The sequence below is a fragment of the Streptococcus mitis genome, from assembly GCF_003942775.1.
GTDB classification, from domain to species: Bacteria; Bacillota; Bacilli; order Lactobacillales; family Streptococcaceae; genus Streptococcus; species Streptococcus mitis_CN.
Map to the genome: position 1 here is coordinate 149,607 of NZ_RJNX01000004.1, position 20,710 is coordinate 170,316.

At 42.4% G+C, this 20,710-nt stretch carries 22 protein-coding genes; 20 read left to right on the forward strand and 2 right to left on the reverse strand.

The window, feature by feature from the left end; translation table 11 throughout:
- Positions 1-6 precede the first annotated feature (6 nt).
- From D8848_RS07000 to whiA, 12 genes are all read left to right on the forward strand, one after another.
- Positions 7-684: a DnaD domain-containing protein gene (locus D8848_RS07000; protein ID WP_125443918.1), complete on the forward strand. Its 678-nt coding sequence runs from the start codon at positions 7-9 to the stop codon at positions 682-684.
- Positions 685-781: 97 nt separating this feature from the next.
- Positions 782-1,540, forward strand: coding sequence for a triose-phosphate isomerase (gene tpiA, locus D8848_RS07005; RefSeq protein WP_000087893.1), 759 nt, complete (start codon positions 782-784; stop codon positions 1,538-1,540).
- Between the two features lie 33 nt (positions 1,541-1,573).
- A complete protein-coding gene (gene lytC, locus D8848_RS07010) occupies positions 1,574-3,088 on the forward strand; it encodes a choline binding-anchored murein hydrolase LytC (protein WP_125443920.1) in 1,515 nt (504 codons plus the stop codon).
- 232 nt (positions 3,089-3,320) lie between these two features.
- Entirely contained in the window at positions 3,321-3,839 is a 519-nt protein-coding gene (locus D8848_RS07015) for a Dps family protein (protein WP_000229886.1), read from the forward strand.
- A gap of 126 nt (positions 3,840-3,965) precedes the next feature.
- Positions 3,966-4,472: a dihydrofolate reductase gene (locus D8848_RS07020; protein WP_125443921.1), complete on the forward strand. Its 507-nt coding sequence runs from the start codon at positions 3,966-3,968 to the stop codon at positions 4,470-4,472.
- Positions 4,472-4,642, forward strand: coding sequence for a hypothetical protein (locus D8848_RS07025; protein ID WP_000442260.1), 171 nt, complete (start codon positions 4,472-4,474; stop codon positions 4,640-4,642). The genes D8848_RS07020 and D8848_RS07025 overlap by 1 nt, the downstream gene beginning before the upstream one ends.
- A gap of 36 nt (positions 4,643-4,678) precedes the next feature.
- Complete coding sequence (gene clpX, locus D8848_RS07030) at positions 4,679-5,911, forward strand: ATP-dependent Clp protease ATP-binding subunit ClpX (RefSeq protein WP_012972566.1); 1,233 nt, start codon at positions 4,679-4,681, stop codon at positions 5,909-5,911.
- Between the two features lie 8 nt (positions 5,912-5,919).
- Entirely contained in the window at positions 5,920-6,507 is a 588-nt protein-coding gene (yihA, locus tag D8848_RS07035) for a ribosome biogenesis GTP-binding protein YihA/YsxC (protein WP_000422605.1), read from the forward strand.
- A 10-nt stretch (positions 6,508-6,517) separates the two neighbouring features.
- Positions 6,518-6,898 carry a RidA family protein gene (locus D8848_RS07040; protein ID WP_001140420.1) on the forward strand — a complete coding sequence of 127 codons (381 nt, stop codon included), beginning with the start codon at positions 6,518-6,520 and terminating at the stop codon, positions 6,896-6,898.
- 51 nt (positions 6,899-6,949) lie between these two features.
- Entirely contained in the window at positions 6,950-7,840 is an 891-nt protein-coding gene (gene rapZ, locus D8848_RS07045) for an RNase adapter RapZ (protein ID WP_060627751.1), read from the forward strand.
- A complete protein-coding gene (locus D8848_RS07050; protein ID WP_084886654.1) occupies positions 7,837-8,814 on the forward strand; it encodes a YvcK family protein in 978 nt (325 codons plus the stop codon). Before rapZ ends, D8848_RS07050 begins: the two co-directional genes overlap by 4 nt.
- Positions 8,811-9,722, forward strand: a complete 912-nt coding sequence (whiA, locus tag D8848_RS07055; protein ID WP_125443923.1) for a DNA-binding protein WhiA — start codon at positions 8,811-8,813, stop codon at positions 9,720-9,722. Before D8848_RS07050 ends, whiA begins: the two co-directional genes overlap by 4 nt.
- Positions 9,723-9,753: 31 nt before the next feature.
- Here the strand turns inward: whiA and D8848_RS07060 are convergent, their stop codons facing one another.
- Complete coding sequence (locus D8848_RS07060; RefSeq protein ID WP_125443925.1) at positions 9,754-10,722, reverse strand: NAD(P)/FAD-dependent oxidoreductase; 969 nt, start codon at positions 10,720-10,722, stop codon at positions 9,754-9,756.
- Positions 10,723-10,860: 138 nt separating this feature from the next.
- On the opposite strand from D8848_RS07060, the gene cdaA reads away from it, so the two are divergent.
- The 8 genes from cdaA (at position 10,861) to D8848_RS07100 (ending at position 19,369) form a co-directional block, all read left to right on the forward strand.
- Entirely contained in the window at positions 10,861-11,718 is an 858-nt protein-coding gene (gene cdaA / locus D8848_RS07065) for a diadenylate cyclase CdaA (protein WP_024057224.1), read from the forward strand.
- Complete coding sequence (locus D8848_RS07070) at positions 11,705-12,484, forward strand: CdaR family protein (RefSeq protein ID WP_125443927.1); 780 nt, start codon at positions 11,705-11,707, stop codon at positions 12,482-12,484. Before cdaA ends, D8848_RS07070 begins: the two co-directional genes overlap by 14 nt.
- A 24-nt stretch (positions 12,485-12,508) precedes the next feature.
- A complete protein-coding gene (gene glmM / locus D8848_RS07075) occupies positions 12,509-13,861 on the forward strand; it encodes a phosphoglucosamine mutase (RefSeq protein WP_125443929.1) in 1,353 nt (450 codons plus the stop codon).
- Positions 13,862-13,934: 73 nt separating this feature from the next.
- The gene (locus D8848_RS07080; RefSeq protein WP_001050081.1) at positions 13,935-14,309 is read left to right on the forward strand and encodes a DUF1149 family protein; all 375 of its coding nucleotides are present in this window, start codon (positions 13,935-13,937) and stop codon (positions 14,307-14,309) included.
- Between the two features lies 1 nt (position 14,310).
- The gene (locus D8848_RS07085) at positions 14,311-15,159 is read left to right on the forward strand and encodes a DegV family protein (protein ID WP_024057227.1); all 849 of its coding nucleotides are present in this window, start codon (positions 14,311-14,313) and stop codon (positions 15,157-15,159) included.
- Positions 15,160-15,537: 378 nt separating this feature from the next.
- Positions 15,538-16,305, forward strand: coding sequence for a 4-hydroxy-tetrahydrodipicolinate reductase (gene dapB / locus D8848_RS07090; RefSeq protein ID WP_125443931.1), 768 nt, complete (start codon positions 15,538-15,540; stop codon positions 16,303-16,305).
- Complete coding sequence (locus D8848_RS07095) at positions 16,302-17,501, forward strand: CCA tRNA nucleotidyltransferase (RefSeq protein ID WP_125443933.1); 1,200 nt, start codon at positions 16,302-16,304, stop codon at positions 17,499-17,501. Before dapB ends, D8848_RS07095 begins: the two co-directional genes overlap by 4 nt.
- Positions 17,498-19,369 (forward strand): ABC-F family ATP-binding cassette domain-containing protein, encoded by a 1,872-nt coding sequence (locus D8848_RS07100; protein ID WP_125443935.1) that lies wholly within the window; start codon positions 17,498-17,500, stop codon positions 19,367-19,369. Before D8848_RS07095 ends, D8848_RS07100 begins: the two co-directional genes overlap by 4 nt.
- Positions 19,370-19,405: 36 nt before the next feature.
- Here D8848_RS07100 and mntE read toward each other — a convergent pair whose 3' ends face one another.
- Positions 19,406-20,590 carry a CDF family manganese efflux transporter MntE gene (mntE, locus tag D8848_RS07105; RefSeq protein ID WP_125443937.1) on the reverse strand — a complete coding sequence of 395 codons (1,185 nt, stop codon included), beginning with the start codon at positions 20,588-20,590 and terminating at the stop codon, positions 19,406-19,408.
- Positions 20,591-20,710: the final 120 nt, after the last annotated feature.

Genomic DNA, 20,710 nt, shown 5'->3' on the forward strand with positions numbered 1-20,710 from the left:
GGAATTATGACATATTTAGACGCTTTTAAATCAGGGAACTTGGTTTTACCGAGTGCCCTTCTCTTGCATTTTAAGGAACTCTTTCCTTCTAGTGACGATTTTCTGGTCTGGCAATTTTTCTATTTGCAAAATACGACAGGTTTGGATGAAATGTCGCCAAGCCAGATTGCTGAAAGGATTGGTAAGGAAATTTCGGATGTCAATCAAGCCATTTCCAATCTGACGGAGAGGGGACTGCTTCAGTATCGAACCATCGAATTAAATGGTGAAATCGAATTGCTTTTTGATGCTAGTTTAGCTTTGGAACGTTTGGATGACTTGCTTGGAGTTGCTCATTCGAATTCAGATCAGTTGACACCTCAAAACCAGCTCAAGAATTTGGTGGAAACCTTCCAGCAGGAATTAGGACGCTTGTTGACACCTTTTGAGATTGAGGATTTGACCAAGACACTAAAGGAAGATGGGACCAGTGCTGACTTGATTAAGGAGGCTCTTCGTGAAGCTGTTTTGAATGGAAAACCAAACTGGAAGTACATTCAGGCGATTTTAAGAAACTGGCGCCATGAAGGCATCAAAAGTGTGGCTCAAGTGGAGGCTAAACGAGCAGAGAGAGAAGCAAGCAATCCTCAGTTGACACAGGTATCTGCAGATTTCAGAAATGCTATGGATCTTTGGAAAGATTAATCGTTGGAAGCAGGCTTGAAATCCGAGTAAGATTTGCAAGCTGTGTATAATTGTGATAAAATAAGTAGAAAATAAATTGAAAAAAGAGGTATGTGAAATGTCACGTAAACCATTTATCGCTGGTAACTGGAAAATGAATAAAAATCCAGAAGAAGCTAAAGCATTCGTTGAAGCAGTTGCATCAAAACTTCCTTCATCAGATCTTGTTGAAGCAGGTATCGCAGCTCCAGCTCTTGATTTGACAACTGTTCTTGCTGCTGCAAAAGGTTCAAACCTTAAAGTTGCTGCTCAAAACTGCTACTTTGAAAATGCAGGTGCTTTCACTGGTGAAACAAGCCCACAAGTTTTGAAAGAAATCGGTACTGACTACGTTGTTATCGGTCACTCAGAACGCCGTGACTACTTCCATGAAACTGACGAAGATATCAACAAAAAAGCAAAAGCAATCTTTGCAAACGGTATGCTTCCAATCATCTGTTGTGGTGAGTCACTTGAAACTTACGAAGCTGGTAAAGCTGCTGAATTCGTAGGTGCTCAAGTATCTGCTGCATTGGCTGGATTGACTGCTGAACAAGTTGCTGCCTCAGTTATCGCTTACGAACCAATCTGGGCTATCGGTACTGGTAAATCAGCTTCACAAGACGATGCACAAAAAATGTGTAAAGTTGTTCGTGACGTTGTAGCTGCTGACTTCGGTCAAGAAGTTGCAGACAAAGTTCGTGTTCAATACGGTGGTTCTGTTAAACCTGAAAACGTTGCTTCATACATGGCTTGCCCAGACGTTGACGGTGCCCTTGTAGGTGGTGCGTCACTTGAAGCAGAAAGCTTCTTGGCTTTGCTTGACTTTGTAAAATAATCAGTAGCAAAAGCTAGGTGGAACAGCATTCATATGTCTGTTCCATTTTTTATAGGAGAGGAAAGATTGAAAACAAAGATTGGAAAAATTGGATTAGCAAGTATCTGTTTGCTCGGCTTGGCAGTTAGTCATGTAGCTGCAAATGAAACTGAGGTAGCAAAAACTTCGCAGGATGCAACGACAGTTTCAAGTAGTTCAGAGCAAAATCAGTCTTCTAATAAAACTCAAACGAGCGCAGGAGTAAAGACCAATGCTTCTGCCCACTGGGATGGGGATTATTATGTAAAGGCTGATGGTTCCAAAGCAAAGAGTGAGTGGATTTTTGATAACTACTATAAGGCTTGGTTTTATATTAAGTCAGACGGTCGTTATGCTCAAAATGAGTGGCAGGGCAATTACTACCTAAAATCAGGTGGTTATATGGCTAAGAATGAATGGGTTTATGATAACGCCTATAAGAATTGGTTTTACCTGAAGTCTGATGGTTCTTATGCTAACCAGGAATGGTATTCTGTTGGAGGTAAATGGTACTATTTTAAAAAATGGGGCTATTTAGCTAAAAGTCAATGGCAGGGAAGTTATTTCCTAAATAGTCAAGGTGCTATGATGCAAAATGAATGGCTTTATGATCCAGCCTATTCGTCTTACTTCTATCTCAAATCTGATGGCTCTTATGCTAATCAAGAGTGGCAAAAGGTAGACGGCAAGTGGTACTATTTCAAGAAGTGGGGTTACATGGCTCAAGATGAGTGGCATGGAAACTATTATTTGACAGGAAGTGGTGCTATGGCTACTGGTGAATTAGTCATGGATGATGCTCGCTATATTTTTTCTGACTCAGGTGAGTTAAAAGAAAAGAAAGACTTGAATGTTGGCTGGGTTCACCGAAATGGCAGACGTTATTTCTTTAACCATCGTGAAGAACAAGTTGGGACTGATCAAGTTAAAAAGGTCATCGATGTCAGTGAACACAATGGTCGTATCAGTGACTGGAAAAAGGTCATCGATGATAATGGAGTAGATGGAGTCATTGTTCGTTTGGGATACAGTGGAACTGAGGACAAGGAATTGGCTCATAATATCAAGGAGTTAAACCGGCTTGGAATTCCTTACGGTGTTTACCTCTATACTTATGCTGAAAATGAGACCGATGCTGAGAATGATGCTAATCAAACTATTGAACTCTTGAAAAAATACAAGATGAACTTGTCTTATCCAATCTACTATGATGTTGAAAACTGGGAATATGTCAATAAAAGTAAAAGAGCTCCAAGTGATACTGGAACTTGGGTCAAGATTATCAATAAGTATATGGCAACCATGAAGCATGCTGGTTACCAAAACGTGAAAGTTTATAGCTATCGTCAACTTTTGCAAACTCGTTTGAATCATCCTGATATTTTACAACATGTTAACTGGGTTGCAGCCTATACGGATGCGCTTGATTGGAATAATCCTCATTATTCAGGAGAAAAAGGTTGGCAATATACATCAACTGAGTCTCTAAAAGGAATTAGGGGACATGTTGATGTCAGCGTCTGGTATTAAGATGTAAAACTGAGAAAAGAGTGTACAAATTGTATGCTTTTTTCTTTAGTTTATCTATGTTAAGAGAGTTTGAAAGTGACTGAGTTTCATTCTAAAAAATTCTTAAATTATCAGTCTATTGCAACTTTTCTCATGTGAGTTATTTGGCTTGCTATTTGTTTTCCTTAGTAGTATACTAAGGTAGTAATCAGTAAGAAGTGGTTACAAAAAATAATAAACGAGGTAAAATAAAATGGTAGAATTGAAAAAAGAAGCAGTAAAAGACGTAACATCATTGACAAAAGTAGCGCCAGTAGCATTGGCAAAAACAAAGGAAGTATTGAACCAAGCTGTTGCTGATTTGTACGTAGCTCACGTTGCTTTGCACCAAGTACACTGGTATATGCGCGGTCGTGGTTTTCTTGTGTGGCATCCAAAAATGGATGAATACATGGACAGCCTTGATGGCTATCTTGACGAAATCAGCGAACGTTTGATTACACTTGGTGGCAGCCCATTCTCTACTTTGACAGAATTCCTTCAACATAGTGAAATCGAAGAAGAAGCTGGTGAATACCGTAATGTTGAAGAAAGCTTGGAACGTGTCCTAGATGTTTATCGTTATCTCATCACTCTGTTCCAAAAAGCTTTGGATGTTACTGATGAAGAAGGTGATGATGTGACAAACGATATCTTTGTTGGTGCTAAAGCTGAACTTGAGAAAACGGTTTGGATGCTTGCGGCAGAACTTGGACAAGCTCCCGGTTTGTAAGAAATAATAGATATATAAATCTGTAGGAATTTTCTTACAGATTTTTTCTATTCTGCAAGCTATTCCAAACCAGTCTTTTTTTGAGTTTTTTGATAAAATAGTACTATCAGTGAAAAGGATGGAAGCATGACTAAGAAAATCGTAGCTATTTGGGCCCAGGATGAAGAGGGTGTGATTGGTAAGGACAATCGTCTGCCTTGGCATTTACCAGCAGAACTGCAACACTTCAAAGAAACAACTCTGAATCATGCTATCTTGATGGGGCGCGTGACCTTTGATGGGATGCGGCGTCGCTTGCTTCCAAAACGGGAGACCTTGATTTTGACACGTAACCCGGAAGAAAAAATAGATGGTGCGGCTACTTTTCAGGATATCCAGTCTGTCTTGGACTGGTATCAGGCTCAAGAAAAGAATCTCTATATTATCGGTGGAAAGCAGATTTTTCAGGCTTTTGAACCCTACCTTGACGAAGTGATTGTGACTCACATTCATGCTCGGGTGGAAGGAGATACCTATTTTCCTGAAGAGTTTGACTTGTCTCTTTTTGAGACTGTTTCAAGCAAATCTTATACCAAAGATGAGAAAAATCCTTATGATTTTACCATCCAATACCGCAAGAGAAAGGAAGTCTAATGGAACGTAGTATATTTGGTTTTTTCACAGCCATGCTGTGTTTGGTCTGCTTACTTGCAGGAGCACAGGCTTTTCGTAAAAAGCGCTATGGACTTTCTGTCCTGCTCTGGTTAAATGCTTTTACCAATTTGGTCAATAGTATCCATGCTTTTTACATGACCTTATTTTAGATAGAATGACAGTATAGAATAGAACGGAAGGAAATCATGCCTACAAATAGGAATAATGATATGATGGTTTATTGCTCATTTTGTGGCAAAAGCCAAGAAGAAGTACAAAAAATAATCGCTGGGAACAACGCCTTTATCTGTAATGAATGTGTGGAGTTAGCCCAGGAGATCATTCGAGAGGAGTTGGCGGAAGAAGTCTTGGCAGACTTGTCTGAGGTACCAAAACCAATTGAACTCCTCCATATCTTGAACCACTATGTAATCGGTCAAGATCGTGCCAAACGTGCCTTGGCAGTGGCAGTTTACAACCACTACAAACGCATCAATTTTCATGATACGCGTGAAGAGTCGGAAGATGTGGATTTGCAGAAGTCAAACATCTTGATGATTGGCCCAACTGGTTCTGGGAAAACTTTCTTGGCCCAGACCTTGGCTAAGAGCTTGAATGTACCTTTTGCGATCGCAGATGCGACAGCTCTTACTGAGGCTGGTTATGTGGGTGAGGACGTGGAAAATATCCTCCTCAAACTCTTGCAGGCTGCTGACTTTAACATTGAACGTGCAGAGCGTGGCATTATCTATGTGGATGAAATTGACAAGATTGCCAAGAAGAGCGAGAACGTGTCTATCACACGTGATGTTTCTGGTGAAGGTGTGCAACAAGCCCTTCTCAAGATTATTGAGGGAACAGTTGCTAGCGTACCGCCTCAAGGTGGACGCAAGCATCCACAACAAGAGATGATTCAAGTGGATACTAAAAATATCCTCTTCATCGTGGGTGGTGCCTTTGATGGCATTGAAGAAATCGTCAAACAACGTCTTGGAGAAAAAGTCATTGGATTTGGTCAAAATAACAAGGCGATTGACGAAAACAGCTCTTACATGCAAGAAATCATCGCAGAAGATATTCAAAAATTCGGTATTATCCCTGAGCTGATTGGACGCTTGCCTGTTTTTGCTGCTCTTGAACAGTTGACAGTAGATGATTTGGTTCGTATCTTGAAGGAACCAAGAAATGCTTTGGTCAAACAGTACCAAACCTTGTTATCTTATGATGATGTTGAGTTGGAATTTGACGACGAAGCCCTTCAAGAAATCGCCAATAAGGCTATCGAACGCAAAACAGGGGCGCGTGGTCTTCGCTCGATTATCGAAGAAACAATGCTGGACGTCATGTTTGAAGTACCGAGTCAGGAAAATGTGAAATTGGTCCGCATCACTAAAGAAGCTGTCGATGGAACGGATAAACCAATCCTAGAAACAGCCTAGAGGTGACTATGGAACTTAATACACACAATGCTGAAATCTTGCTCAGTGCAGCTAATAAATCCCATTATCCGCAGGATGAACTGCCAGAGATTGCCCTAGCAGGGCGTTCCAATGTTGGCAAGTCTAGCTTTATCAACACTATGTTGAACCGTAAGAATCTCGCCCGAACATCAGGGAAACCTGGTAAAACCCAGCTTCTCAACTTCTTTAATATCGATGATAAGATGCGCTTTGTGGATGTGCCTGGTTATGGCTATGCCCGCGTTTCCAAAAAGGAACGTGAAAAGTGGGGGCGCATGATTGAGGAGTATCTGACAACTCGGGAAAATCTCCGTGCAGTTGTTAGTCTAGTTGACCTCCGTCATGACCCATCAGCAGATGATGTGCAGATGTACGAATTTCTCAAGTATTATGAGATTCCGGTTATCATCGTTGCGACCAAGGCGGACAAGATTCCTCGTGGTAAATGGAATAAGCACGAATCAGCAATCAAAAAGAAATTAAACTTTGACCCAAGTGACGACTTCATCCTCTTTTCATCTGTCAGCAAGGCAGGGATGGATGAGGCTTGGGATGCAATCTTAGAAAAATTGTGAGGAAAAGAAAATGGCAAAAACAATTCATACAGACAAAGCTCCAAAGGCTATCGGACCATATGTTCAAGGAAAAATCGTTGGCAATCTTTTGTTTGCTAGCGGTCAAGTTCCCCTATCTCCTGAAACTGGGGAAATCGTTGGAGAAACGATCCAAGAACAGACAGAGCAAGTCTTGAAAAACATCGGTGCTATTTTGGCAGAGGCAGGAACTGACTTTGACCATGTTGTCAAAACAACTTGTTTTTTGAGTGATATGAACGACTTTGTTCCTTTTAACGAGGTTTACCAAACGGCCTTTAAAGAGGAATTTCCAGCTCGTTCAGCTGTGGAGGTAGCTCGTCTTCCTCGTGATGTAAAAGTCGAAATCGAAGTCATCGCAGAGATTGGATAAGCTAGTTGAAGTTTGGTGTTGCCAAACTTCTTTTGATATAAGGAGAAAAAGATGACAAAGAAACAACTTCACTTGGTGATTGTGACAGGAATGAGTGGTGCAGGGAAAACAGTTGCTATTCAGTCCTTCGAAGATTTGGGTTATTTTACTATTGATAATATGCCGCCAGCTCTCTTGCCTAAGTTTTTGCAGTTGGTGGAAACAAAGGAAGACGACCATAAGTTGGCCTTGGTAGTAGATATGCGTAGCCGTTCTTTCTTCTCAGAGATTCAAGCTGTTTTGGATGAGTTGGAAAATCAAGATGATTTGGATTTCAAAATCCTCTTTTTGGATGCTGCAGATAAGGAATTGGTCGCGCGCTACAAGGAAACCAGACGAAGTCACCCACTAGCAGCTGACGGTCGGATTTTAGATGGAATTAAGCTGGAACGTGAACTCTTAGCACCACTGAAAAACATGAGCCAAAATGTTGTGGATACGACAGAACTCACTCCACGTGAACTGCGTAAAACCATTGCAGAGCAGTTTGCGGATCAGGAACAAGCCCAGTCTTTCCGTATCGAAGTCATGTCTTTTGGCTTTAAATATGGAATCCCGATTGATGCAGATTTAGTCTTTGATGTCCGATTCTTGCCAAATCCCTACTACCTACCAGAACTGAGAAACCAAACGGGTGTGGATGAACCAGTTTATGACTATGTCATGAATCATCCTGAGTCAGAAGACTTTTATCAACATTTGTTGGCCTTGATTGAGCCGATTTTGCCAAGTTACCAAAAGGAAGGGAAGTCTGTTTTGACTATTGCCATGGGTTGTACGGGTGGACAACACCGTAGTGTGGCCTTTGCTAAACGCTTGGCGCAGGACTTATCCAAGAATTGGCCTGTCAATGAAGGGCATCGTGATAAAGACCGAAGAAAGGAAACGGTAAACCGTTCATGAGAAAACCAAAGATAACGGTGATTGGTGGAGGGACTGGGATCCCCGTCATTCTTAAAAGTCTACGTGAAAAAGATGTGGAAATCGCTGCTATCGTAACGGTGGCAGATGATGGTGGTTCATCAGGTGAACTCCGAAAAAATATGCAACAATTGACACCGCCAGGTGATCTTCGTAATGTCCTTGTGGCCATGTCGGATATGCCTAAGTTTTATGAGAAAGTCTTTCAGTATCGCTTTTCTGAAGATGCTGGAGCCTTTGCTGGCCATCCATTGGGTAATCTCATTATCGCTGGCCTGTCAGAAATGCAGGGTTCGACCTATAATGCCATGCAGTTACTGAGCAAATTTTTCCATACAACTGGGAAGATTTATCCTTCCAGTGACCATCCCTTGACCCTTCATGCAGTCTTTCAGGATGGGACAGAAGTGGCTGGAGAGAGCCATATTGCAGACCATCCAGGCATGATTGACCATGTCTATGTGACCAATACCCTCAACGATGATACGCCTCTGGCTAGCCGTCGAGTAGTGCAGACCATTCTTGAAAGTGACATGATTGTCCTCGGACCTGGTTCCCTCTTTACCTCGATTTTGCCCAATATCGTGATTAAGGAAATTGGGAAGGCTCTTTTGGAAACTAAGGCAGAAATCGCCTATGTCTGCAATATTATGACCCAACGTGGGGAGACGGAACACTTTACAGATAGTGACCACGTGGAGGTCCTGCATCGTCACCTTGGTCGCCCTTTTATCGATACTGTTTTGGTGAATATCGAAAAAGTGCCTCAGGAATACATGAATTCCAACCGTTTTGATGAATACTTGGTGCAGGTGGAACATGATTTTGCTGGTCTTTGTAAGCAAGTTCCGCGTGTGATTTCATCCAACTTCCTTCGTCTGGAAAATGGGGGTGCCTTCCACGATGGAGATTTGATTGTGGATGAATTGATGCGGATTATACAGGTGAGAAAATGAGTTTCACAGTAGCAGTAAAAGAAGAAATTCTAGGTCAGCACCATCTAAGCCGGCATGAATTATCTGCCATTATCAAGATGTCTGGTAGCATCGGTCTCTCGACCTCGGGCCTAACCTTGTCTGTCGTGACAGAAAATGCCAAACTGGCTCGTCACCTCTATGAGTCCTTTCTCCATTTCTATGAAATCAAATCGGAAATCCGACACCACCAAAGAAGTAATCTTCGTAAGAATCGGGTCTATACCGTTTTTACAGATGAAAAGGTGCAGGACCTGCTGAGTGATTTGCACTTGGCAGACTCCTTTTTTGGTCTGGAAACAGGTATTGACGAGGAGATTTTATCAGACGAGGAAGCAGGTCGTGCTTATCTTTGTGGCGCTTTCTTGGCAAATGGAAGCATCCGTGACCCTGAGTCAGGCAAGTACCAGTTGGAAATCAGTTCTGTTTATCTGGACCACGCGCAAGGGCTTGCCTCTCTTCTCCAGCAATTTTTACTGGATGCCAAGGTGCTTGAGCGTAAGAAGGGGGCAGTGACCTATCTCCAGCGAGCTGAAGACATTATGGACTTTTTGATAGTCATCGGAGCCATGCAGGCGCGTGATGATTTTGAGCGGGTTAAGATTTTGCGAGAAACTCGTAACGACCTCAATCGGGCCAATAATGCCGAGACAGCCAATATTGCTCGGACAGTTTCTGCCAGCATGAAGACTATCAATAATATCAGTAAAATCAAAGATATCATGGGCTTAGAAAATCTGCCAGTGGATTTGCAGGAAGTAGCGCAGTTGCGGATTCAGCACCCAGACTACTCTATCCAGCAGTTAGCAGATAGCCTCAGCAATCCCCTTACAAAAAGTGGTGTCAACCACAGACTTAGAAAAATAAACAAGATTGCGGATGAATTATAAAACCACGAATCGTAGGACTCGTGGTTCTTTTTTATAAACTAGTTGAGTGTTTTGGTTGTACTTTTTGCTCTGGGTCAATGTAGTTGATGGCATTGTTGACAGCGGTTGGTGCTTCTCCAAGCCCTGTCGCAATCAGATCAATTTTTCCGTCATAGTAGCAGCAGTCACCAATAGCATAGATACCTGCTTGGCTGGATTCCTGTTTGCTGTTGACGATAATCTTGTGGCGGTTGAGGTCTAGACCCCAGTTTTTAAGGTTACCAACAGAAGATTTGAAACCATAGTTGACAAAGAGGTGATCTAAGTCAATCGTTTCTGTCTCATCAGATTTGACTTTTGTGATTTCAAGTTTATCGAGCCTTTTTCCATCTCCAAGGAGTTGGCTCGGGACGAATGGTGTCTTGATGGTCACAGAAGATTCCTGCAAGGCTTGGACACTGTGTTCCAAGGCACGGAAATTATCTCTGCGGTGAACAAGGGTGGTTGGTGAAATTTTTTCAAAAGCCAAAGCCCAATCTACAGCTGAGTCCCCACCACCCAGAATCGTCACTTTCTTACCAGCGTATTGCTGGATGTTGGAAACGTGGTAATGGATATTTTCATAGCCTTCAACGCCTTCTAGTTCCAGCGGACGTGGTTTGAAGGCACCGCCACCCATAGCGATGATAACTGTTTTAGTCAGGTGACTTCCTTTAGAAGTTGTGATGACAAATCCTTCTTCTTGTTTTTCAATCTCAAGAACCGTTTCATTGAGATGAATAGGGGTATCAAATTCATTTAATTGCTCGATTAGACGGTTAGTCAATTCTTCTCCAGTCAGGTTTGGGAAACCTGGGACGTCTAAAATTTCCTTTTCAGGATAGAGAATAGCAGGTTGTCCACCTAGTTGTGGAAGGGAGTCGATGATTTGGACCTTGGCTTGGCGTAGATGTGCATAGAAGGTTGCAAAAAGCCCGACGGGACCACCACCTACAATGGTAATATCATAGAGTTGAGACATGGTTTCTCCTTTGTTTTTTCTAGTCAGTTTATTTTATCATATTTTTTCTTTAATTTAAAATGAAGTAGGATAGGGAAAAAAATGCCAGAAAAATGGTATAATAGAAAGGAACGTGTTTGGACAGAGAGGAGACAGCAGATGAACTTTCAACAATTATCCAACCTGCAATATTGGACTAGCTTGTTTTCTAGTCCTTGGAGTATTGCCATCAATGTGTTTGATATTTTGATTGTGGCCTATATTTTATATCGTTTTACAAAAGCGATAGCTGGCACCAAGATTATGATTTTGGTGCGTGGGGTCGTGATCTTTGTATTAGCCCAGGTTGTGGCCAATATCCTTGGTTTAACAACGATTTCTTGGTTGATTAATCAAATTATCACCTATGGGGTTATTGCTGCGGTTGTTATCTTCTCTCCAGAGATTCGGACTGGTTTGGAACGCTTGGGAAGGGCGACAGATTTCTTTTCTACTGCTCAAATTAGTGCAGAGGAGCAAATGATCCGTGCCTTTGTCAAGTCGGTTGAATATATGAGTCCTCGTAAGATTGGTGCTCTGGTTGCCATCCAACGAGTTCGGACCTTACAAGAATACATTGCGACAGGGATTCCTTTGGATGCCAAAATTTCGGCAGAACTCCTCATCAATATTTTTATTCCCAACACTCCTCTACACGATGGTGCTGTGATTATCAGAGAAAATCGAATAGCAGTAACCTCTGCCTATCTGCCCTTGACAGAAAGCACAGGGATTTCCAAGGAATTTGGGACCAGACACCGAGCGGCTATCGGTTTATCAGAAGTGTCCGATGCCTTGACCTTTATCGTCTCAGAGGAAACAGGTGGTATTTCTATTACCTACAATGGGGTTTTCAAGCATGATTTGACGATTGAAGAATTTGAAGCAGAGCTACGAGCAATTCTTTTGCCAGCTGTTGAGGAAAAAGTCAGTTTCAAGGACCGTTTGCTAGGAGGTTGGAAATATGAGAAAAAATAGTCTATATATCATCTCATCTCTTTTTTTTGCTTGTGTCTTATTTATCTATGCAACGTCAACCAACTTTCAAAATAGCAATACCGCAAGGCAGGTCAAATCAGAAACCTACACCAATACGATAACGAACGTTCCTATCGATATCCACTATGATAATGAACAGTATTTCATTAGCGGATTTGCATCAGAAGTTTCAGTGGTATTAACCGGAGCTAATCGTGTGACCTTGGCCAGCGAAATGCAGGAGAGCACTCGTAAGTTTAAGGTAACTGCTGATTTGACGGATGCCAGTATTGGAACAATTGAAGTTCCCTTAAATATTGAAAATCTGCCAAGTGGATTGACTGCTGTGGCAACGCCTCAAAAGATTACAGTGAAAGTTGGGAAGAAGGTTAAACGAGATGGGATGATTGTTGTGCCACAAGTTGACCAAAGCCAGATTGATCCCAAGCTACAACTTGATAGTGTAACCGTGTCAAATGAACGCGTTTCGGTCACAACTGACCAAGAAACATTAGCTAAGATTGACAAAATTATTGCACTTTTACCAACCAGCGAACGCATAACAGGTAATTACAGTGGTTCGGTACCTTTGCAGGCAATCGACCGTAATGGTGTTGTCTTACCGGCAGTTATTACTCCGTTCGACACAACAATGAAGGTGACTACAAAACCAGTAGCACCAAGTTCAAGTACATCAAATTCAACAACAAGCAGTTCGTCGGAGACATCTTCGTCAACGAAAGCAACTAGTTCAAAAACGAATTAAAAATAGGAAAAGGATTTTATAAAAATGGGTAAATATTTTGGGACTGATGGAGTCCGTGGAGAAGCTAACGTAGAATTAACGCCAGAATTGGCCTTTAAACTAGGACGTTTTGGAGGCTATGTTCTTAGCCAACATGAAACGGAAGCACCGAAAGTTTTTGTAGGACGTGACACACGTATTTCAGGGGAAATGCTAGAATCTGCCTTGGTGGCAGGTCTCCTCTCTGTAGGGATTCACGTCTACAAACTTGGTGTTCTTGCAACACCAGCAGTAGCTTACTTGGTTAAAACTGAAGGGGCAAGTGCCGGTGTCATGATTTCTGCTAGCCACAACCCAGCCCTTGATAATGGGATTAAGTTCTTTGGTGGTGATGGTTTCAAACTAGATGATGAAAAAGAAGCAGAAATTGAAGCCCTGCTAGATGCTGCAGAAGACACTCTGCCACGTCCAAGTGCTGAAGGCTTGGGAACCTTGGTAGATTATCCAGAAGGCTTGCGTAAGTATGAAGGATATCTTGTTTCAACTGGAACTCCTCTTGAAGGAATGAAGGTTGCCTTGGATACGGCCAATGGTGCAGCTTCTACAAGTGCCCGTCAAATCTTTGCAGATCTTGGCGCTCAATTGACGGTTATCGGGGAAACACCAGACGGTCTTAACATCAATCTTAATGTTGGTTCAACCCACCCAGAAGCCCTTCAAGAAGTGGTCAAAGAAAGCGGATCAGCGATTGGTTTGGCCTTTGACGGAGACAGTGACCGTTTGATTGCTGTTGATGAGAATGGTGAGATCGTTGATGGTGACAAAATCATGTACATTATCGGAAAGTACCTTTCTGAAAAAGGACAATTGGCCCAAAATACAATTGTGACAACTGTTATGTCCAACCTTGGTTTCCACAAGGCCTTGGACCGTGAAGGCATTAACAAGGCAGTCACTGCAGTTGGCGACCGCTATGTTGTGGAAGAAATGAGAAAATCAGGCTACAACCTCGGTGGTGAACAGTCTGGTCACGTCATCTTGATGGACTACAATACAACAGGTGATGGTCAATTATCAGCTGTCCAATTGACAAAAATCATGAAGGAAACTGGTAAGAGCTTGTCAGAGTTGGCAGCAGAAGTAACCATCTATCCACAAAAATTAGTCAATATCCGAGTGGAAAATGCTATGAAGGAAAAGGCTATGGAAGTGCCAGCTATCAAGGATATCATCGAGAAGATGGAAGAAGAAATGGCAGGGAATGGGCGTATCCTTGTTCGTCCAAGTGGAACAGAGCCCCTCTTGCGTGTTATGGCAGAAGCTCCTACAACAGAAGAAGTGGACTACTATGTTGATACTATCGCAGATGTAGTTCGAGCTGAAATCGGGATTGACTAAATCCTAGAAAACTAGATGAAAATAAAAAATTATGGTACAATAGCTTATAATATTGTAGCCGAGGGAGAAAGACATGAATCTTAAACGTGAACAAGAATTTGTTAGTCAGTATCATTTTGATGCGCGTAATTTTGAATGGGAAAATGAAAATGGAGCTCCTGAAACTAAGGTGGATGTGAACTTCCAATTAATTCAACATGACCAAGAAAATCAAGTGACTTCCTTGATTGTTGTCTTGAGTTTTATGATTGTATTTGATAAATTTGTCATCAGTGGAACCATTTCACAGGTGAATCATATCGATGGTCGTATTGTTAACGAACCAAGTGAATTGAACCAAGAAGAAGTGGAAACCTTGGCTCGTCCATGTTTGAACATGCTCAACCGTTTGACTTACGAAGTAACTGAAATTGCATTAGACTTACCAGGAATCAATTTGGAGTTCTAATATGAAATTAGCTGTTATCACAGATTCCTCTGCCTATCTCAGTGCAGATACCTTGCAAAGAGAAGATTTATATGTCTTGGATATTCCTGTCAATATTGATGGTGAGGAGTATGTTGAGGGTATCAATCTGACTGCTGAGGAATTTTACCAAAAAATGGCTCAGGCTTCTGAATTGCCTAAGACCAGTCAACCGAGTATTGCCAAGTTAGATGAGATTCTAACTTCGCTCAAAGAACAAGGCTATACCCATGCTTTGGGGCTTTTCCTATCTTCTGGAATTTCAGGTTTTTACCAAAATATCCAGTACATGGTCGATGATTATGAGGGCTTAACCATTGCCTTCCCAGACACTTTGATTACAAGTGCTCCTCTGGGTATCATGGTTGAAAGTGTCTTTAACTGGCGAGACCAGGGCGATGACTTTGCCATTATTCAGGATAAGCTAGCTATTCAAATTAGTCACACATCTGCTTTCATCATGGTCGATGATTTGGATCATTTGGTAAAAGGGGGACGCCTTTCAAATGGAGCTGCGATTTTGGGCAATCTGCTAAGCATTAAGCCAATCCTCTATTTCAATGACCAAGGTGTGATTGAAGTTTACGAAAAAGTTCGTACTGAAAAGAAAGCAACCAAGCGCTTAATTGAGATTATCAAGGAAGTCACAGCTTCAGGCCAATATCGTATCATTGTCATTCACGGGAATGCTCCTGAAAAGGCTGAGGAATTGCGTCAGCACTTGCTAGATTCTGAAGTGGGTACGGATATTTCACTTGCTACATTTGGTAGTGTCATTGGGACACACCTAGGAGCAGGAAGCATTGCTCTGGGTTATATTCCAGTGATTTAGTTGGCGCTTCTAGGCTAGTTAAGAAATAGCAATTGAACACGGACTACCTGCCTCTTGAAAAAAGATGCCTGTCTTGCCTTTCATGGAAAGTCAGCGCCATCCCCTATTTTTCACGGGCAGCTAAGGCCCTTTGTATCTTGATAATTGAACACGCCTGGAACCCTTTGTGAAAAAGATAGTTCTTCCAAGGAGGAGACACTCCTTGATTAGAACTCCTATTTTCACTCTGTGTTCTTACAGGCTTTGTATCTTAGAAATTGAACACGGACTACCTGCCTCTTGAAAAAAGATGCCTGTCTTGCCTTTCATGGAAAGTCAGCGTCATTCCCTATTTTTCAAGGGCAGCTATCGTCCTTTGTATCTTAGTCAGGAGTAGAGATGAGTATTCGAGTAATTATTGCTGGTTTTAAGGGAAAGATGGGCCAGGCTGCTTGTCAGATGGTCTTGGCTGATCCAGACTTGGACTTGGTAGCAGTTTTGGATCCCTTTGAGTCTGAGTTAGAATGGCAAGGAATTCCTGTTTTCAAGGATAAGGCTGATTTAGCAGGCTTTGAAGCGGATGTCTGGGTAGATTTTACAACTCCAGCTGTTGCCTATGAAAATACACGCTTTGCTCTTGAAAATGGCTTTGCTCCAGTAGTTGGAACAACAGGTTTCACAAGTGAAGAAATTGCAGAACTAAAAGCATTCTCTCGTGCCCAAGATTTGGGTGGTTTGATTGCTCCAAATTTCGCCTTGGGTGCTGTCTTGCTTATGCAATTTGCAAAGCAGGCTGCTAAATATTTCCCAAATGTGGAGATTATCGAGCTCCATCATGACAAGAAAAAGGATGCCCCGAGTGGAACAGCTATTAAAACAGCTGAGTTGATGGCAGAAGTTCGAGAGTCTATCCAGCAGGGTGCAGCAGATGAGGAAGAATTGATTGCAGGTGCCCGTGGTGCTGACTTTGATGGCATGCGCATCCACTCAGTTCGTTTACCAGGCTTGGTAGCACATCAGGAAGTCATCTTTGGCAATCAAGGAGAAGGATTGACCCTTCGTCATGACTCCTATGATCGCAGCTCCTTCATGACAGGGGTGAATTTGGGAATTAAAGAAGTTGTCAAGCGTCATGAGCTTGTCTATGGATTAGAACACTTATTATGAGATTAACGCAAATGCCTTCTGAATTTCAGAAGGCTTTACCAGTATTAGAAAAAATTAAAGAAGCAGGTTTTGAAGCCTATTTTGTTGGGGGTTCTGTTCGAGATGCCCTTCTCAATCGCCCTATCCATGATGTGGATATTGCGACGTCTTCTTATCCAGAGGAGACCAAGCAGATTTTTCCGCGAACAGCCGATATCGGAATCGAGCATGGAACTGTCTTGGTCTTAGATGGGGATGAGGAGTATGAGGTAACCACTTTTCGGACAGAGGATGTCTATGTGGACTATCGCAGACCCAGTGCGGTTTCCTTTGTTCGTTCGCTAGAAGAAGACCTCAAGCGCCGTGATTTTACAGTCAATGCCTTTGCCTTGGACGAGACAGGAGAAATCGTTGACTTGTTCCATGGTTTAGACGATTTGGAAAATCAAGTCTTGAGGGCGGTTGGAGTGGCAAGTGAGCGTTTCAACGAAGACGCTCTGCGGATTATGCGTGGTTTTCGTTTTCAGGCTAGTCTTGGCTTTGAACTTGAGCCAGAAACCTTTAAAGCAATGAAGACCTTGACGCCACTTTTGGAGAAAATTTCTGTGGAGCGTACCTTCGTTGAGTTTGATAAACTCTTGCTGGCTCCATTTTGGAGAAGGGGCTTGGCTTCCATGATTGAGAGTCAAGCTTATGACTATCTCCCTGATATGGCATCTAGCCAGGACGAGCTTAATAGACTGTTTGATTTGGAGACTGATTTCACCTTTAAATCCTCTGAACAAGCCTGGGCAGCTCTACTGTGGGCTTTGGAGATTGAAAATGCGCAGCCATTTTTGAAGGCTTGGAAGACCTCACGTCAATTTGCCAAGCAGGTACAGGATTTACTGACTATTTTGGCCTTGCGTGAAAAAGGAGAATTGAGCAAGCGAGATTGTTACCGCTTTGACTTGGATTTGCTTTTACAGGCTGAAAATCTTCGTCATGCTCAAGGGAAACCAGTCAACCCACAAGCCATCACAGAAACCTACCAGAGTCTGACCATTCATGACAAGAAAGAAATTCAGATTAATGGTGGCATTTTGATTAAGGAATATGGCTATCAACCAGGCCCAGACTTGGGAGAGATTTTAACAGAGATTGAATATGCCATTGTCGATGGAGAATTGGAAAATGACCGTCAAGCCATCCATGCTTACTTGAGGGAGAAAAAATGAGTGATTTTATTGTTGAAAAACTAAGTAAATCCGTCGGTGATAAGACCGTTTTTAAGGATATTTCCTTTATCATCCATGACCTAGACAGAATCGGTCTGATTGGTGTCAATGGGACTGGCAAGACCACCCTTTTAGATGTTCTTTCTGGTGTTTCTGGATTTGATGGGGATGTTAGTCCCTTTTCGGCTAAGAATGACTACCAGATTGGTTACTTGACTCAAGACCCTGATTTTGATGATAGCAAGACGGTCTTGGATACGGTTCTATCTAGTGAACTAAAGGAAATCCAGCTTATTCGTGAGTATGAATTGATCATGCTCAACTATAGTGAGGATAAGCAGGCTCGTTTGGAACGTGTCATGGCAGAAATGGACTCTCTCCAAGCTTGGGAAATTGAGAGTCAGGTCAAGACTGTCCTTAGCAAGCTGGGGATTCAGGATTTATCTACTCCTGTTGGAGAATTGTCAGGTGGCCTAAGAAGACGGGTTCAGTTGGCGCAAGTTCTTCTTGGTAATCACGACCTCTTGCTTTTGGATGAACCGACCAACCATCTGGATATTGCGACTATTGAGTGGCTGACCCTCTTTTTGAAAAATTCTAAGAAGACCGTCCTTTTTATCACCCACGATCGTTATTTCCTAGACGCTTTGTCAACACGTATTTTCGAGTTGGACCGAGCAGGCTTGACCGAGTATCAAGGTAATTATCAGGATTATGTTCGCCTTAAGGCGGAACAGGACGAGCGCGATGCGGCCCTTCTCCACAAAAAGGAACAACTTTATAAGCAAGAATTGGCCTGGATGCGCAGACAACCGCAGGCGCGTGCGACCAAGCAGCAGGCTCGTATCAATCGTTTCCACGACCTGAAAAAGGAAGTTTCAGTAGGTGCTGCTGAGACAGACTTGACCATGAACTTTGAAACCAGTCGGATTGGGAAAAAAGTCATCGAGTTTCAGGATGTTTCCTTCGCCTATGAAAACAAGGCTATTTTGCAAGATTTTAATCTCTTGGTGCAGGCTAAAGATCGTATTGGAATTGTTGGGGACAACGGTGTTGGGAAATCCACTCTCCTTAACTTGATTGCAGGAAGTCTTGAGCCGACAGCAGGACAAGTTGTGATAGGGGAAACTGTTCGCATTGCCTATTTCTCTCAGCAAATTGAGGGCTTGGATGAAAGTAAGCGAGTTATCAATTACTTGCAGGAAGTGGCAGAAGAGGTCAAGACCAGTGGTGGTTCTACGACTTCGATTGCAGAGTTGCTGGAGCAGTTCCTTTTCCCACGTTCGACGCATGGAACCTTGATTGAGAAATTGTCTGGGGGAGAGAAAAAACGTCTTTATCTCCTCAAACTGCTCTTGGAAAAACCAAATGTTCTTCTCTTGGACGAACCGACAAATGACTTAGATATTGCGACCTTGACAGTTTTGGAGAATTTCTTGCAAGGATTTGCAGGACCTGTTTTGACAGTTAGCCACGACCGCTATTTCTTGGATAAGGTAGCGACCAAGATTCTCGCTTTTGAGGATGGCAAGATTCGTCCTTTTTTTGGTCATTATACCGATTACCTTGATGAAAAAGCCTTTGAAACAGAGTTGGTCAATCAGGTGCAAAAGGCCGAAAAGGAGAAAGTAGTCAAGGTTCGAGAAGACAAGAAACGCATGACCTACCAAGAAAAGCAGGAGTGGGCAAGTATTGAAGGTGATATTGAAGCCTTGGAAAACCGTATCGCTGCTATTGAAGAGGAAATGCAGGCCAACGGCTCTGACTTTGGCAAACTGGCTACTCTTCAGAAAGAGCTAGATGAGAAAAACGAAGCACTCCTTGAAAAATACGAACGCTATGAGTATCTAAGTGACTTTGATAGCTAGAAGAATAGAAAAATCCCGTCTCATGACAGGATTTCTCTATTCTTTTTTAGTTTCTTGATGAAAGATATTTTGCCAAGTTTCGTGGCGACGCCAGATACTGGTATGGACGATACCATCTAACTCATAGCAGATGAGTTTGGTCTTCTGACTGATGGAAGTGATCTGGATATCCTTGATAGCTGAATTCAAGTCTTTTTCGGCTTTATAGGCCTCTTTATCCATCTGATTTCCGTCTTGACGAATATAGACAAAATCGTCAGCCAAGAGTTCTTCCAGTTGATTTCCCTGATCAATCAATTGTTCGCGCATCAGCAATTTTTTATAGACATTGTCTAAAATTTCATCCTCAGGGATAGGTGCTGGCTCAATATGGACATCGGTATCAAAGACTCCAAAACGTTCCTCCAGCATAGACTCGACCTGATCCGCAATTTCATGGCTTTCAAAAACAGATAAGTCAGGATTCATTTCTAGCGTAATATCAAGGTAGATATTGCTACCGTAGGTACGACCTCTTTGAGACTTAACCTTGCTGATTTTGGGAATTTCCATGATGGCCTTTTGATAATCCTCAAGCAGACGGTCGTCAAAACCATCTGAAAGACTAAAGGAAGACTCGATAAAGATATCATAGGCAGTTTTCAAGATAAAGAAAGTGATGACGATGGCAACCAGTTTATCCACAATCGGATAATTAAAGCTGCTAGCCAGGATGGCAATGGTAGTACCAAGTGAGGTGACAGCATCAGAAAGATTGTCCTGGGCGGCAGCCTTCAGTGCTTTGGAGTTGGATTTCTTACTGAGGCGAGTGTTATAGAGATAAACCACAAACATAATCGCTGCAGAAATGATTCCTAGAGTGGCACCAAGAGGATCAATGACTGTTTCTTCACGACTGATAATCTTTTGAATGGTATCCCTCAGCACATCAAAGCCAACATAGAACATGATGATAGAAGTGACCAAGCTAGCCAAATCCTCAATCTTCCAGTGACCAAAACGGTGGTCTCGGTCAGCAGGTTGGCGCGCCATTCGAATCCCAATCAAGAGGGCTACATTTCCAATGATATCCGATACGTTGTTAAAACCATCGGCCACCAAACTGGATGAATGGAGGAGGTGCCCAGTTGCTAATTTGGCTGCAGACAAGATCAAATAGGTCGAAATGCTGATAATGGCCCCACGCTCAGCTAACTTGAGATTTGAGATAGATTGCTTCATTCAACTTCCTTTCTAGTCACATAGCATTCTACCATTATACTGGTTTTCAAGGGAAAATTCAAATAAGTCAGTTTTTACTCTTTGAAAACTTTTCAAAATTTGGTATAATAGTACTACTCA

Bases quoted from the DNA above. Each gene is read 5' to 3' on its own strand.
- D8848_RS07000 (WP_125443918.1), top strand. From the start codon at position 7: ATGACATATTTAGACGCTTTTAAATCAGGGAACTTGGTTTTACCGAGT.
- tpiA (WP_000087893.1), top strand. From the start codon at position 782: ATGTCACGTAAACCATTTATCGCTGGTAACTGGAAAATGAATAAAAAT.
- lytC (WP_125443920.1), top strand. From the start codon at position 1,574: ATGTCTGTTCCATTTTTTATAGGAGAGGAAAGATTGAAAACAAAGATT.
- D8848_RS07015 (WP_000229886.1), top strand. From the start codon at position 3,321: ATGGTAGAATTGAAAAAAGAAGCAGTAAAAGACGTAACATCATTGACA.
- D8848_RS07020 (WP_125443921.1), top strand. From the start codon at position 3,966: ATGACTAAGAAAATCGTAGCTATTTGGGCCCAGGATGAAGAGGGTGTG.
- D8848_RS07025 (WP_000442260.1), top strand. From the start codon at position 4,472: ATGGAACGTAGTATATTTGGTTTTTTCACAGCCATGCTGTGTTTGGTC.
- clpX (WP_012972566.1), top strand. From the start codon at position 4,679: ATGCCTACAAATAGGAATAATGATATGATGGTTTATTGCTCATTTTGT.
- yihA (WP_000422605.1), top strand. From the start codon at position 5,920: ATGGAACTTAATACACACAATGCTGAAATCTTGCTCAGTGCAGCTAAT.
- D8848_RS07040 (WP_001140420.1), top strand. From the start codon at position 6,518: ATGGCAAAAACAATTCATACAGACAAAGCTCCAAAGGCTATCGGACCA.
- rapZ (WP_060627751.1), top strand. From the start codon at position 6,950: ATGACAAAGAAACAACTTCACTTGGTGATTGTGACAGGAATGAGTGGT.
- D8848_RS07050 (WP_084886654.1), top strand. From the start codon at position 7,837: ATGAGAAAACCAAAGATAACGGTGATTGGTGGAGGGACTGGGATCCCC.
- whiA (WP_125443923.1), top strand. From the start codon at position 8,811: ATGAGTTTCACAGTAGCAGTAAAAGAAGAAATTCTAGGTCAGCACCAT.
- D8848_RS07060 (WP_125443925.1), bottom strand. From the start codon at position 10,722: ATGTCTCAACTCTATGATATTACCATTGTAGGTGGTGGTCCCGTCGGG.
- cdaA (WP_024057224.1), top strand. From the start codon at position 10,861: ATGAACTTTCAACAATTATCCAACCTGCAATATTGGACTAGCTTGTTT.
- D8848_RS07070 (WP_125443927.1), top strand. From the start codon at position 11,705: ATGAGAAAAAATAGTCTATATATCATCTCATCTCTTTTTTTTGCTTGT.
- glmM (WP_125443929.1), top strand. From the start codon at position 12,509: ATGGGTAAATATTTTGGGACTGATGGAGTCCGTGGAGAAGCTAACGTA.
- D8848_RS07080 (WP_001050081.1), top strand. From the start codon at position 13,935: ATGAATCTTAAACGTGAACAAGAATTTGTTAGTCAGTATCATTTTGAT.
- D8848_RS07085 (WP_024057227.1), top strand. From the start codon at position 14,311: ATGAAATTAGCTGTTATCACAGATTCCTCTGCCTATCTCAGTGCAGAT.
- dapB (WP_125443931.1), top strand. From the start codon at position 15,538: ATGAGTATTCGAGTAATTATTGCTGGTTTTAAGGGAAAGATGGGCCAG.
- D8848_RS07095 (WP_125443933.1), top strand. From the start codon at position 16,302: ATGAGATTAACGCAAATGCCTTCTGAATTTCAGAAGGCTTTACCAGTA.
- D8848_RS07100 (WP_125443935.1), top strand. From the start codon at position 17,498: ATGAGTGATTTTATTGTTGAAAAACTAAGTAAATCCGTCGGTGATAAG.
- mntE (WP_125443937.1), bottom strand. From the start codon at position 20,590: ATGAAGCAATCTATCTCAAATCTCAAGTTAGCTGAGCGTGGGGCCATT.